This is a genomic window from Paenibacillus sp. 2TAB23 (assembly GCF_052115165.1).
Lineage (GTDB): Bacteria > Bacillota > Bacilli > Paenibacillales > Paenibacillaceae > Pristimantibacillus.
In genome coordinates, this window is record NZ_JBFRGD010000014.1 from 47,121 (window position 1) to 62,058 (window position 14,938).

Annotated in this window: 8 protein-coding genes and 1 riboswitch; all 8 genes read left to right on the forward strand. The window is 50.5% G+C overall.

The features are described from left to right. The first annotated feature begins 111 nt into the window (after positions 1-111). The 8 genes from AB4Z29_RS19785 (at position 112) to AB4Z29_RS19820 (ending at position 14,904) form a co-directional block, all read left to right on the forward strand. Entirely contained in the window at positions 112-1,230 is a 1,119-nt protein-coding gene (locus AB4Z29_RS19785; protein WP_183569258.1) for an HD-GYP domain-containing protein, read from the forward strand. Positions 1,231-1,364: 134 nt separating this feature from the next. Beyond that, a complete protein-coding gene (gene yfkAB / locus AB4Z29_RS19790; protein WP_441944722.1) occupies positions 1,365-2,504 on the forward strand; it encodes a radical SAM/CxCxxxxC motif protein YfkAB in 1,140 nt (379 codons plus the stop codon). A 74-nt stretch (positions 2,505-2,578) separates the two neighbouring features. Then, the gene (ytvI, locus tag AB4Z29_RS19795) at positions 2,579-3,610 is read left to right on the forward strand and encodes a sporulation integral membrane protein YtvI (RefSeq protein ID WP_183569254.1); all 1,032 of its coding nucleotides are present in this window, start codon (positions 2,579-2,581) and stop codon (positions 3,608-3,610) included. 83 nt (positions 3,611-3,693) lie between these two features. Continuing rightward, positions 3,694-4,851, forward strand: coding sequence for a glycosyltransferase family 4 protein (locus AB4Z29_RS19800; RefSeq protein WP_441944723.1), 1,158 nt, complete (start codon positions 3,694-3,696; stop codon positions 4,849-4,851). A 72-nt stretch (positions 4,852-4,923) separates the two neighbouring features. Further along, positions 4,924-5,028, forward strand: a riboswitch (TPP riboswitch). Between the two features lie 425 nt (positions 5,029-5,453). Continuing rightward, a complete protein-coding gene (gene thiC, locus AB4Z29_RS19805) occupies positions 5,454-7,220 on the forward strand; it encodes a phosphomethylpyrimidine synthase ThiC (RefSeq protein WP_441944724.1) in 1,767 nt (588 codons plus the stop codon). Positions 7,221-7,447: 227 nt separating this feature from the next. After that, a complete protein-coding gene (locus AB4Z29_RS19810; RefSeq protein WP_441944725.1) occupies positions 7,448-8,488 on the forward strand; it encodes a FecCD family ABC transporter permease in 1,041 nt (346 codons plus the stop codon). Between the two features lie 62 nt (positions 8,489-8,550). Continuing rightward, positions 8,551-9,522 carry a FecCD family ABC transporter permease gene (locus tag AB4Z29_RS19815; protein ID WP_441944826.1) on the forward strand — a complete coding sequence of 324 codons (972 nt, stop codon included), beginning with the start codon at positions 8,551-8,553 and terminating at the stop codon, positions 9,520-9,522. Positions 9,523-9,675: 153 nt separating this feature from the next. Then, positions 9,676-14,904, forward strand: a complete 5,229-nt coding sequence (locus AB4Z29_RS19820) for a WIAG-tail domain (RefSeq protein ID WP_441944726.1) — start codon at positions 9,676-9,678, stop codon at positions 14,902-14,904. Positions 14,905-14,938: the final 34 nt, after the last annotated feature.

Below are 14,938 nucleotides of genomic sequence, written 5' to 3' on the forward strand. Positions count from 1 at the left end.
ATATAGAATAAAATGGTTGCGATTTTCTCGATTTTCCCGTACATTAACATTACGAACGGCTTTTTCCGATGTAATAGTTAGCATATCTTTTTATGGGGAAGGATCGAGAAAATGCGTTTGCTGCCAATTACGAGATGCAGGCCGGGAATGAAGCTGGCCAAAAAAATATTTTCTCAGGAAGGTCTAGTCCTTCTCGGTGAAAACATAGAGCTTACCGAAAGACTCATTTCCCGCTTAGAGCAGTGTGGAATACAATATGTTTATATAGCGGATCCCAAGACAGAGGATATCGTATCTCCGTCCTTAATCAGTGAGGAAACGATGCAAATCGCGCTCAAAGAAATTCGAACCAATTTCCGCGAGATGATGGATCGTCCGAAACGCAAGAAAGGTGTCACGTATCCCTATATAGCGCAGCCGTTCAAACAAATGATGAATATGATTATCGATGATTTGTCCAGCCACAAGGATGCGATGATTATGCTGATGGACATGAGCTCTGTCGACCATTATTTGTTCCAGCATTCATTGAATGTATGCGTATATACGACGCTTCTCGGCATGGCTAATGGTTATTCGCGAGATGAGCTGACGACGCTTGGAATGGGAGCATTGCTACACGACATCGGAAAAACACAAATTTCCATCGATGTGCTGAAGAAGCCCGGCTCGCTCTCGAGCGAGGAATTTAATGCGATCAAGCAGCATGCGAGAATCGGTTACGAGCTGTTGAAGGATGAGCCCAACTTGCCGCTGCTTGTTGCCCACTGTGCTTTTCAGCATCATGAGCGCATTGATGGGAGCGGCTATCCGCGAGGGATCAAAGGGAACGAGATCCATGATTATGCGAAGTGGATCGGCTTAGTCGACTCTTATGACGCTATGACTACCAATCGAATCTACAGCGCTCCAATGCTTCCCCATCATGCGATTGAAAGATTGTATGCGGGCACAGGAACATTGTATGAGCAGCGGATGCTTCAGCTGTTCCGAGACAAGGTTGCCATATATCCAATCGGGATCACGGTGAAGCTGCAAACGGGGGAATCAGGAATCGTTGCTGATCTGAATCATTCTTATCCGCATCGTCCGATTATCCGCATCCTTTATAATGAAGCAGGCGAAGAGCTGAAATTGCCTTATGAGGTAGACTTGTCCAAGCAGCTGACGATGATGATCGTTAGCGTCAATGACGACTCCAATGAAGTACAGCAAGCTGCGGGTATTTAAAGGGTTTTGAGCTTAGGAGCCGAGATGGCTCCTTTTTGCTTCTTTTTTACCGTTTTATTTGCTTCCTTTACGGGCTGGCATTACAATAATTAAAGAATGTTTCATTCCAGATAATAAGTCAGGTGTTGAAGAAAATGACCATGATTGATATGCAACAAACACGCAAGCCGTTATCTATACTTTCGCCAACGAATGATCCTTGGGATCCTATTCGTTCATTGCAGGAATATGGAAGACATCGATTAACCAGTGTTGAAATGACGGTATCCAATCTATGCAATATGAGATGCGAGCATTGTGCAGTTGGCGATACGCTCGTACTATCAGAGCCGGCTAAGCTTCCGTTGAAACAAATGCTTGAGCGTCTGGATGAGGTGGAGCATCTGGAAACGATCAGCATTACAGGCGGGGAGCCGTCCTTCTCCGATCGCACGGTTCGCGAGTACATGGTACCCTTGCTTCAGTATGCTCGCAGCAGAGGCGTCCGCTCCCAGATCAATTCCAATGTTACACTCCCATACAGTCGATATGAGCAGCTTGCCCCGTATTTGGATGTCATGCATATCTCGTTTAACTACACGTCTGCGGAGGATTTCCACCAAATTGGCTTCGCCAAGGCTGGGCATCAAGTTTCGCTTGATACAGCGACAAAGCTGTATGAGCGGATGATTGAGAATACGCGCCGTCTTAGCGACACTGGAGTGCTCGTTTCAGCAGAATCAATGATTAACTATAGAACCTTTGACAAAATGGACGAGATTCATAGGCTTATCGTCGAAATGGGTTGCCAGAGGCATGAGGTGCATCCGATGTACCCAAGCTCCTTCGCCAAGGATTTGCCGGTACTCTCGCGTCAGCAGATGCTCGGGGCGATCGACCAGTTGCTGCAGACGAGGGATAAATCGGTCTGGATGCTGTTTGGGACCTTGCCATTCTATCAATGCAGCGACCATTCATCCGAGCGTGAGCTGCTGCGGCGGTTGGCGAATGAGCCTAATGTCACCGTTCGCAACGACCCAGACGGGCGCAATCGCTTGAATGTCAATTTGTTTACAGGCGACGTATTCGTAACCGACTTTTCCGATGTGCCTGCATTTGGTAACATCAACAACACCAAGCTTGAGGAGTTATTCGATAAGTGGCTGGACCATTCCTTGGCACAGAGCGTTAACTGCCATTGTCCGGCGGCTGCTTGCTGTGGACCGAATTTGCTTGTGAAGGATATGTATTACAAAGGTGTTAATTTCCATGAGCGAACTGCAATTTCCGATTAATATCAGCAGGTATAAAGGGTAGGATTAACAACGGATTTTGCAGCATATAGAAATAAAGAAAGGAGGAGAAGCTGTTGTCAATCAAGACGATTGTATTTATTGGATTAGGATTGCTGCTGCTGTACTTGTTTTTTACGGTGGGCGCTCCGTTCCTGCTCGCGCTTATCGTAGCGATATTTCTAGAGCCTCTTAATCAGCTCTTTATGAAAAGGTTTCGAATGAACCGACTACTGGCGGCAACGATTTCTAGCAGTTTATTTACGATTATTCTCATCGGTCTAATCGCGCTGCTTGGTGTCAAGGTAGTTGCAGAGCTAATCGCTTTTTTCAAAAAGGTGCCTAATTATTTCGAGGATGCCAACGGCATGGTTGATGATTTGATGAATCAAGCGCAATCGTTGTACCAGAACTTCCCGCCGGATGCGATCGAAACGCTGGAAAACTGGCTGATGGGCTTAACAAGTACATTGACTAAGATGGTCGGAACCTTATCGAACACAGTCATTGCTTTCGCATCGAGCATCCCTGGGATGTTTATCTTCTTTATTGTCTTTTTGGTCGCGGTCTACATGATGAGCTTTAGCCTGCCTACGATGAAGACGACGATATTGTCTTTGTTCGAGGAGAAATCGCAGCAGAAGGTCGACGCTTTGCTGAATAACCTCAAGAAATCGATATTTGGATTTTTGCGCTCGCAATTTATATTGAGTGCTCTTACATACATCATTTCTTTAATCGGCTTGCTCGTGCTTAATGTCAAATATCCGCTAGCTATCGCACTGCTCATCATCATCGTGGATATTATGCCGATTCTTGGCACAGGCTCGGTGCTCGTTCCTTGGGGGAGCTATTTAATTCTGACGGGCAACCTTTACGTAGGCGTAGGGCTGATCATTCTGTTCTTGGTCATTACAGTGTTCCGCCGTATCGTGGAGCCTAAGATTCTAGGTGATTCCGTAGGGATTGGATCATTGTCAGCGCTTATCAGCTTGTATGTCGGATTTAAGCTAGTCGGCGTCATTGGCGTATTCATCGGACCGCTTGTCGTTATTATATACATGGCAGCGCGGAAAGCCGGATTATTCCAAATGAAATTCAAGCTTTAGCCTTGGCGACAGGCCGTGTCAAAGCCTTATATCGATGCGTATGATACTGCAAAATAGCAGATCAGCAGGAGGCATACGATTAAATGGCACCCATCAAAGTGGCAATTGTCACCCCGGGCTCGTTCCCGATTCCATCTTCAGGAAGCAGCTCCGTCGAGCGGGTGGTAGAGAAATTCGCACCGCTGCTCAAGCCTTATGCTGAGCCGCGCATCTTTGGTAGATTAAGCAAGCGATTGCCGCGGAAGGGTCACTTCAACGGTGTCGTTTGCGAGCGTTTTGCAGCCGGCAACAAGCAGCGATATATCCGTGAGGTCGGCCGTGCGGTCAAAAGGTTCTCGCCGCAAGTGATTGACGTCGAGAACCGTCCACAATTCGTACTCCAAATGAAGCAGATGAACCCAGGCAAGCGTGTCTGGCTTTATTTGCATTCCTCTACGTTCATTTCTTCCCCTTATATTTCATCCGCAATGCTTCATAAGTGCTTACAAGCGGCTGATAGGATCATCGTCAACAGTGAATTTCTCCGGCGCGTAGTCGTATCCAAAGCTCCTGAAGTAGCGTCAAAGTTGCGTGTCATCTATCCGGGCGTAGAGACGAACCGTTTCCAGTCACAGTATTCTGCGGAAGGCTCGGCAAGACGCGAGAGCTTGCGTGAGAAGCGGGGACTAAGCGGCAAAAAGGTCGTGCTCTTTATGGGCCGGCTGATTCCGCTTAAAGGTGTTCATCACTTACTGAATATCGTGCCTCAGCTCGCCAAAAGCCATCCAGAGCTGGTTGTTGTTATTGTCGGCAGCCCCTTCTACGGATCCCATCGCAAAACAGCTTATGCACGCAAACTTGAGCAGTTGGGCCGCAGAAGCGCTGGCCACGTAAGGTTCGTTCCTTATGTTCCTTACAGCGAGGTTGCGGGCTGGATGCTGTCCGCTGATGTAGTTGTCGTTCCTTCAGGAGCACGGGAGGCATTCGGCTTAGTCAACGTGGAGGCGATGTCCTGCGGCGTTCCCGTTGTTGCGACTCGCGCTGGCGGCATGAAAGAAATTATTCGTAACGGAGATACCGGATATCTTGTTAATCCGCATCATGTCGAGCGTGAGCTGAGAGAGAGGCTCCATGAGCTGCTGCGCGACAAGCAGCTGCGGCAGAAAATGGGCAGACGCAGCAGGGAACGCGTGGAGCAGACCTTTACTTGGCGCCATACGGCGGATCGCTGGGTGAAGCTGCTTAAGGAAAGTGGCCTATAGCTTCCATATTTAAAGCTTCTTGGAAAATAGAGGGTTGACACCGCTCTCGCCGAAACGGTATAGTCAAACAAGGAAATCCACTAGGGGCGCCGTCATGGCTGAGATAAAGCGAATCGCTTTGGTCCCTTTGAACCTGATCTGGGTTATGCCAGCGTAGGAAAGTGGAATTGTGCGTTTATGAAACAACGCGTGAAAGCTCTGCTTGGCAATGGGCCGATTGGACGGCTTGTTTTTGAAATATAGAGAATGTATATCCTTAGGCTATACATTCTCTATATTTCTCGGAATGAAACGCGCCGCCAAAGTTCGGCGATAGCCGTTTCACCTTGCTCAGTCTAGTAGAGTCGTGTCTGCTCCTAGAAATTTCGGACGGACCGCACACGTTTAACGACACACTTCGACCGCTCCTTTGCTGGAGCGGTTTTTTTGTGCGGATAGCAGTTAAAGCTTCTGATAAGGGGAGCGAAGCAGACGCACATGAATCGCTTCAGCGTAGGATGCATGTGCATCGATTTGCAGCGGCGGTATTTTTAAGCTTTCTTATATGCTCGTATATGCCACCAGGGGAACCTGAAATGATTTCACTTGGGAGGTTATTATTCATGGCTATTGTAATGAGACCGCTGCCAGGCAGCCGCAAAGTTTATGTTACGGGCTCGAAGGCAAGTATTCGTGTTCCGATGAGGGAAATCGCACTTTCACCCAGCACGGCAAGAAACGGTGAGGAGCTGCCGAATGAGCCGGTTAGGATCTATGATGCAAGCGGCCCTTATACGGATGAAAGCTACGAGGCTGATGTAAGGCAGGGACTGCCGGCATTGCGCAATGAATGGATTTGCTCACGCGGAGACGTTGAGTCTTATGAAGGCAGGAACATAAAGCCGGAGGACAACGGATTTATTTCGGAGAAGCGCGTGATGGAGCGTGGGGCAGAAAGGTTTCCCGGACTGTCGAGAAGACCTCTGCGGGCAAAAGCCGGGGGAAACGTCACGCAGCTTCATTACGCACGCAAAGGCATCGTCACTTCTGAAATGGAGTATATCGCTATTCGCGAAGGAATGGATCCCGAAGTGATACGCAGTGAAGTAGCAGCGGGGAGAGCGATTATTCCATCCAACCTAAATCATCCTGAGAGTGAACCGATGATTATCGGCCGGCATTTTCACGTAAAGATCAATGCCAATATCGGGAATTCGGCTGTAGCCTCCTCTATTGAGGAGGAAGTGGAGAAAATGACATGGGCAACGCGGTGGGGCGCGGATACGATTATGGACTTGTCCACAGGCCAAAATATTCATACCACAAGGGAGTGGATCATTCGGAACTCTCCGGTACCGGTGGGCACAGTACCAATCTATCAAGCACTGGAGAAAGTGAATGGGAAAGCCGAGGAGCTAAGCTGGGAAGTATTCCGAGACACGCTGATTGAGCAAGCGGAGCAGGGTGTTGATTATTTTACGATCCATGCTGGCGTATTGCTCCGTTACATTCCGCTTACAGCTAAACGCGTGACGGGAATCGTGTCCAGAGGCGGATCGATTATGGCTGCTTGGTGCCTTGCTCACCATAAGGAAAATTTCTTGTATACGCATTTTGAAGATATTTGTGAGATTATGAAAGCATATGATGTGTCCTTCTCGCTGGGTGACGGGCTGCGCCCAGGCTCGATTGCGGATGCCAATGATGCGGCACAGTTCGCTGAGCTGGACACATTGGGCGAGCTGACCCATATTGCCTGGAAGCATGACGTGCAGGTCATGATAGAAGGACCCGGCCATGTGCCCATGCATTTGATCAAGGAAAATATGGATCGACAGCTCGAGGTGTGCAGCGAGGCTCCATTCTATACGTTAGGACCCCTGACCACAGACATTGCTCCTGGCTACGACCATATTACATCGGCGATCGGGGCTGCAATGATTGGCTGGTTCGGTACTGCAATGCTTTGCTACGTAACGCCGAAAGAGCATTTGGGATTGCCAAACAAGGACGATGTGAAGGAAGGCGTTATCACGTATAAAATCGCGGCGCACGCTGCGGATCTTGCGAAAGGACATCCGCGGGCAAAGCTGCGTGATGATGCATTGTCCAAAGCGAGATTCGAATTCCGTTGGCGGGACCAGTTTCATTTATCGCTAGATCCGGAGCGTGCAATGGCCTATCATGACGAGACGCTGCCGGCAGACGCTGCGAAATCGGCTCATTTCTGCTCGATGTGCGGACCGAAGTTCTGCAGCATGCGCATCACTCAGGATATCCGAGATTATGCGGCTCAGAATGGAATGGAAACAACGGAAGCGATTGAAGCGGGTATGAAAGAGAAGTCGGATGCATTTATTGCGGGAGGCAGCATCATTTACGGGCAATAAAGAAATCTGAATATGTACGGTAGATAAGTGGTAGAAGGTATTGTGTGTTGACGAGACAAGCGTGCTGCTTATGGAGACGGGCGGCACCGTTTCGTCACGATATGGTGTAATAATTGGATTGAAAAAACATATTAAATCTGCTATATTGAAAACGAGAATCGTTATCAGTGTAGCGGGTTTTTTGTTGTTATCCATAAAAAGTATACATACAGAAGGGTAGTTAGCAGATGTCTTCTCCATTAAACTCCAAAGCGCTGGCAGGCAGCAAGCTGCGCACAAGGCCTCTAACGGCTACGATTATTTTGTTCGGCGGTTTTGCAGCACTCTTATTCTCCTTGGCTTTATCCATTTCAGTCGGAGCAGCAGATATTAGTTTGGGTACGGTATGGAATGGTGTTTTTCACTTTGACGCGGAAAACATTCAGCATCAAATTATTAAAGAGCTGCGGATGCCGCGTGCACTCGCAGCAGCATTGGTCGGAGCGGCATTCGCGGTAGCCGGTTCCGTCATGCAAGGAATGACCCGCAATCCGCTTGCGGATTCGAGCTTGCTTGGCATCAATGCAGGAGCAGGTTTCATGCTGGCGCTTTGCTTTGCATTTTTCCCATCTATTTCGTATACAGGACTTATGTTGGTATGCTTTCTTGGAGCGGCTGTGTCTATGGGGTTGGTGTATGGCATAGGCTCAATGGCCAAGGGAGGACTAACGCCAGTCAGACTAACACTTGCCGGAGCTGCGGTAGGTGCGCTTCTGCTGGCTATTACGGAAGGAATCGCGCTTTATTATAAAATCGGGCAAGATTTGGCCTTTTGGTACGCCGGCGGGGTAGCCGGAACCAAATGGGAGCAAATCCAAATCGTCTCGCCATGGGTAATCGGCGCTTTGATTGGCGCCATCGTGTTATCGCGTTCCATTACTTTGCTAAGCTTAGGCGAGGATGTAGCCGCAGGGCTTGGCCAGCGTACGGGATTAGTAAAGGCAGCAGGCGTTATTATCGTTTTGCTGCTTGCGGGCACGGCCGTATCCGCAGTTGGCTCCATCGGCTTTGTCGGACTCATTATTCCGCATATCTCCCGCTTTCTAGTAGGCGTAGATTACAGGTGGATTATTCCTTCCTCAGCGGTACTAGGCAGCTTGCTGATGGTGCTTGCCGATATTGGCGGGCGCATCATAAATCCGCCTCAGGAGGTTGCGATCGGCATTATTATCGCTGTACTCGGCGTTCCGTTCTTCCTCTATCTTGTAACTAGAATGAAAGGGGAATAAACGTGGAAACTTTATACCTGACAGCAACGGAGCAGCGCAGAAGAAAACGCGCGGTGCTCGTTATGACCGTGCTAAGCACGCTGATTGTGGTTTCTTTTATTATTAGTATGAATACGGGCTATATTCGACTAGCGCCGATCGATGTTCTGAAGACGCTGTTCGGTGCAGGCACGGACAAGCAAGAGCTCATTTTGTTTGATTTCCGGCTGCCGCGGATCGTCATTTCCATTTTGATTGGAGCAGGCTTTGCGGTATCTGGTTGTATCATCCAAGGCATATCGCGCAACCCGCTGGCTGATCCCGGACTTCTCGGCATTAATGCGGGCGCAGGTTTAGCTGTTATTTTGTTTATTTCCTTCTACCCGCCTACGCAAAAAGGTTCGATTTTTCTGATGCCATTCCTTGCGTTGATCGGTGCGGCGTCAACGGCATTGCTGATTTTCGTGCTTTCCTACAAGCGTCATCGGGGGCTCTTGCCGACTCGTATGATCTTGGTCGGTATCGCGGTTGCGGCTGGGATCAGCGCAGCTATGCAAATTTTGATTCTTCGCCTAACGCCTGAGAAATACCAGTATTTCGCGGTTTGGATGGCGGGAAGCATTTGGGGAACGAACTGGAAATACGTGCTTGCTCTACTGCCTTGGCTCATTATTATTCTGCCATTCGTACAATACAAGGCAAAATCCTTGAATGCTTTGAATCTAGGGGATCAAATGGCGATCGGACTCGGTGCCCAGGTGAATAAAGAAAGAGCATGGCTGCTTGCCGCATCTGTGGGACTTGCCGGATCCTGTGTCGCAGTTGGCGGCGGCATCGGTTTCGTAGGACTTATTGCCCCGCATTTGGCAAGACGATTGGTCGGTCCGCAGCATCAGGTGCTTGTGCCGGCATCGGCTTTTGTCGGAGCTCTGCTCGTTATCGTTGCAGATACGCTGGCTAGGTGGGCGTTCCAGCCTAATGAGATTCCGACGGGCATCGTCGTGGCAGTTATCGGCGCTCCTTATTTCTTGTATTTGTTATCCAGATCCAAATAATCAGTATGAAATTAAACCGCGGAAGCACGCTGCTTCCGCGGTTTTTGCTGTTTGAATGGACGTTTAACCATATTTGCCATCGATTTCAGTATCCAGCCCATGGGTACCTGCATATATTACCTATGACATTTCAGGTGGAAGAAGGAGAGGACTATGACAAAAAACAGAAAAGGGAAAAGCCCGAAGGGGCGAAAGCCGCTTTTTTATGTTGATAATCCCAATACTTCCGAATTAAAGTGGTTGGATGATTTGAACAAAAGGAAGGCTGCCATTCAAGCCCAAGCCGTTAAAACATCCATAAAAACAGCTGACGAAACGGAACCGATAGCCATTATTAAAGCGCAAGCCATTCTTGAGGCAGAATTCGAGCAGGATGTTGAGCCGGATGTAGAACAGGATGCCGTGCAGGATGCCGAAATGCATGCCGTGGAAGAGGAAATGCAAGAAGAACTGCTCGAGGAGCTTCTTCCCGAGCAGGAAGAGGAGCAGGCAGAGGAGCAGGCAGAGGTATTTACTCTGGAGCAAAAGCTGGAGAAGATCGAAGAGAAGAAGGAACCAGAGGGTCCGCCTGCCTTCATTTATACCGATGATCTTGTAGATCTGTCGGTTACTTCTGAGAAGATCGCTCCCGGTTCCATAGACAGCAGCAAGCTGGCGCCGGGAAGCGTGCTAGCAAGCTCGCTTAGCGATTATGCCATACAAGCGATACATCTTAACAATGGCATTATTCATTCAGAGAAAATTGCGAACGAAGCGGTTACCAATAATCATTTGGCAGGACAGTCGGTGACCGGAGACAAACTTGCAGATAACTCGATCTCTGGCAGCAAGCTGCAGAATGGAAGCATCACCTCCGATAAGCTTGCGGATCGAACGATTGACGCAGCCAAAATCGCAGAAGGCTCAATTGAGCCAAAACATCTGAAATCGCTGATCGTTACGACAGAGCTGCTAGCTGACCAAGCCATTACTTTCGAAAAAATAAAAAGCGGTGCGGTGCGTCCTGAAAATTTGGCGAATGAAAGCATTAACAACTCAAAGCTCGCCGAGGGTGCAGTAACGACCTCTAAAATTCGCGACGCAGCGGTTACAAGTGCCAAAATTGCAGCAGAGGCAATAGAAGCCGAGCATCTGAAGCCAGGCTTACTCTTAGCCGAGCATATTGCTTCAGGCATTATTCAAGGATTGCATGTGGCCCATGGTGAAATAACAAGCGATCATCTTACAGAAGGATCGGTTGGAACAGTAGAACTGCAAGTAGGAGCCGTGAGAGCTGAACAATTAGCGTTTGGCTCGGTGTCTGCGTCACATCTCCAGCAAGAATCTATTCTAAGCTCACATATCGGAGCGGGTCAAATTGAAAGTGAGCATCTCGTTGATCAGTCCATCAATTCTTCAAAGTTAGCGGACCAATCCGTTACGACAATCAAAATCGTCGATCACTCTATTACGATTTCCAAGCTCTCCGATCAAAGCGTGAACGCGAAGAAGCTGGCTAACGATTCCGTCCTAGCCCACCATTTGGGGAGAGGGAGCGTAACGTCGGACAAAATTGCCGAGGGGCAGATTGTTGAAGGGCATTTGACGGAAGGTGCAGTAAAAGCAAAGCATATCGCATCCAGTGCGATTGCGCGCAAGCATTTGCAAAGGGGCATTATAAACGAGGATAAGATCGCTCCACAAGCTGTCAAGGAAATGCATATCGGTGATGCAGCGGTTGGAACAGCGCAGCTGGCCGAGGGCTCAGTCATACGCGGCAAGCTAGCGGATGGAGCCGTCGATGGCTTGGTATTAGAAAACGATACGTTAGAAACTAGACATCTCAAGGATGAAATCGTAACCTTTCAGAAGCTGGCACCTGAAGCGTTAAGAGCTTATCATTTCGCTGCGGACTCCGTGACGTCAGAGGCGATTGCAGATAATGTCGTTGGTAAAGAGCATATGAAGCCAGACAGCATCGAAGCCAATCATCTTGCATCCGATGCGGTTGGCAACAATCATCTGCAGGACGGCTCCGTAACGAGCAGCAAGCTGGCACAGGGGGCAGTATCGGACCGCTATATTGCACCCGGCGCAGTGTTCTCCCATCATTTGGCGGACCATGTGGTCAATTCTCTCAAGCTTTCGCCGGAGTCGGTTACAACGGATAAACTGACGGATCTAAGTGTAACATCAGCTAAGCTGGCAGACGGCAGCGTAACGAGCGGGAAGCTTGCATCCCATTCCGTTCTGCCTAGCCATATCGCAATCAAAACGGTAGGCTCCCAGCATATCCAGCCGGATGCGATTCGCTCGGCCCATATCGAAGCTAGGGCAATCATAGCGAGTCACTTATCTGAGCAATCGGTCGGTACGGACTCGCTGCAGGACAATGCAGTAACGTCATCAAAGCTGGCATTTGGCGCTGTTCAATCGAAGCAAATCGAAGACGAGGCGATACACAGCCGCCACCTTGGCAATGCGTCAGTGCTTGGCATTCATCTTAGTGAGGGCTCGGTTCATGGACCGCACTTGGTTAATGATTCGGTAACTTCAGAGAAGCTCGCTGCGGGCAGCATCGTTTCCGATCATCTTCAGAACGGGTCTGTCGGTGCGGAAGCGCTGCGTGCTGAAGCGGTATGTACGGACCATATTGAAGCGGGAGCTGTCACCTCGGATAAGATTGCTGAGCTGTCGATCAGCTCGAAGCAGCTACAGCCTCAATCTGTACACGCCGCTCATTTGACTCCAAACAGCGTAGGAGAGAAAGCGCTGCTGGATGAGTCTGTGACAAGAGCAAAGCTGGCGCAGGATTCGGTTTCCAGCGAGCATGTTCAGTTGGAATCATTGGCCGGGAAGCATCTGAAGTCGGACACGATTCAAGGCTACCACATTCGCAAGGGCACAATTACGCTGGCCCATCTAGCTGGCGACGTGCTTGCGTTCGATAAGCTGGCCGATGAGCTCATTCCGGGCAGCAAGCTGAAAAAAGGGACGATTGGGAGTAAACAGCTATCTATTAGCAGCGTAAGAACCGAGCAGATTCATGACAGATCGGTTACACAGGAGAAGCTGGCTGTGGATGCTGTAGGCAGCGAACAGCTTAAGGATGGCAGCGTAACGGGAGCGAAGCTGGCAGCAAGCAGTGTAGGAAAGTTACAGCTGACCGACGGAAGCGTGACGGAAGCGAAGCTGGCAGCTAGCAGCATAAGCGAAGCACTGCTGAAGGATGGAAGCGTGACAGGAGCGAAGCTGGCAGCAGGCAGCGTAGGTGAGGCGCAGCTGACGGACGGAAGCGTGACAGAAGCAAAGCTGTCCGTTGATAGCGTAGGCGAGGCACAGCTGAAGGATGGAAGTGTAACGGGAGTGAAGCTGTCCGTTGACAGCGTAGGCGAGGCACAGTTGACGGATGGAAGCGTGACAGGAATGAAGCTGGCAGCCGGCAGTGTAGGTGAAGCGCAGCTTAAGGACGGAAGCGTGACGGGAGCGAAGCTGGCAATAAGCAGCGTAGGCGCAGCACAGCTGACGGATGGAAGCGTGAGCGGAACGAAGCTGTCAATAAGCAGCGTAGGCGAAGCACATCTGAGGGATCGAAGCGTGACAGAAACGAAGCTGGCAGCAGGCAGCGTGGGCGAAACACAGCTGACGGATGGCAGTGTGACAGGGTCTAAGCTGGCAGTAGGCAGCGTAGGCGAGGCACAGCTGAAGGATGGCAGTGTGACGGGAACGAAGCTGACGGCTGGAAGCGTAACAGGAACGAAGCTGGCAGCAGGCAGCGTAGGGTMGGCGCAGCTGACGGACGGAAGCGTGACAGGAACGAAGCTGGCAGTAGGCAGCGTAAGTGAGGCGCAGCTGACGGACGGAAGCGTGTCAGGAGCGAAGCTTGCAGCGGGCAGCGTAGGATCGGTGCAGCTGGCGGACGGAAGCGTGACGGGGACGAAGCTGGCAGCRGGCAGCGTAGGTGAGGCGCAGCTGACGGACGGAAGCGTGACGGGAGCTAAGCTGGCAATAGGCAGCGTAAGTGAGGAGAAGCTGACGGACGGAAGCGTGACGGGAGCTAAGCTGGCAATAGGCAGCGTAGGGTCGGCACAGCTGACGGACGGAAGCGTGACAGGAGCGAAGCTGGCAGTAGGCAGCGTAAGTGAGGCGCAGCTGACGGACGGAAGCGTGACGGGAGCTAAGCTGGCAATAGGCAGCGTAGGCGAGGCGCAGCTGACGGACGGAAGCGTGACGGGGACGAAGCTGGCAGCRGGCAGCGTAGGTGAGGCGCAGCTGACGGACGGAAGCGTGACCGGATCGAAGCTTACGGATGAAAGCGTGACAGGGTCAAAACTAGCACTAGGCAGTGTAGGATCGTTACAGCTGATGGACGGAAGTGTAACGGGAACGAAGCTGACAGCCGGCAGCGTAGGTGAAACACAGCTGATGGACGGAAGCGTGACGGGAAGGAAGCTGACTGCTGGCAGTGTTGGCGAAGCACAGCTGATGGACGGAAGCGTGACGGGAAGGAAGCTGACTGCTGGCAGCGTAGGCGAAGCACAGCTGATGGACGGAAGCGTGACGGAAACGAAGCTGTCAGAAGGCAGTGTTGGCGAAGCACAGCTGATGGACGGAAGCGTGACCGGGACGAAGCTGACTGCAGGCAGTGTAGGTGAAACACAGCTAATTGACGGAAGCGTGACCGGATCGAAGTTGGCACTAGGAAGTGTTGGCTCGTTACAACTGACAGACGGAAGCGTGTCAGGAACGAAGCTTGGCGTTGATAGTGTAGGTTCATTACAGCTGACGGACGGAAGCGTGACGGGATCGAAGCTGGCACTTGGCAGCGTAGGTTCGTTACAACTGATGGATGGGAGCGTAACGGGGACGAAGCTGGCAGTTGGCAGCGTAGGCGAGGTGCAATTGACGGACGGAAGCGTGACAGGAACGAAGCTGGCGTCTGGCAGCGTAGGGACAGAGCAAATCGCACCGGGCAGCATCTCAGCGGATAAGCTTGCGCCTGATTTGCTTTCAAGCTTGATTCCGAGTGTGGTGGCATCGCCGCAGGAGCAAATCGCGAACGACTCCATTGGTGCCGTGCATATCCAGCAGCAATCGGTTGAGTTATCTGCATTGCGTTTCAATCCCGTAATCACCGGCTCAGCACTTGGGGTTATAAAGCAGCAATTTGGCTTGGCTCCATACAGCTTTGCGGTTCAAGCCGAGCAGGTAGAGCTGATCATCCCATTCGATGAGCCTTTTGCAGACAATCGGTATGTATTGACAGTTACGACTGACAATCCCGTATGTTATGCTGTGGTTCATTCCAAGGCTGTTGATAAAGCTGCCATTGTTATTATTCGTACTCGGATTAGCCATGAGCCTAGAGGAAGCATCAATTGGATCGCAATCGGAAAAGGTTAAATTTGAAAAAGGATTGCTAGCTAAGGTCGCAAAG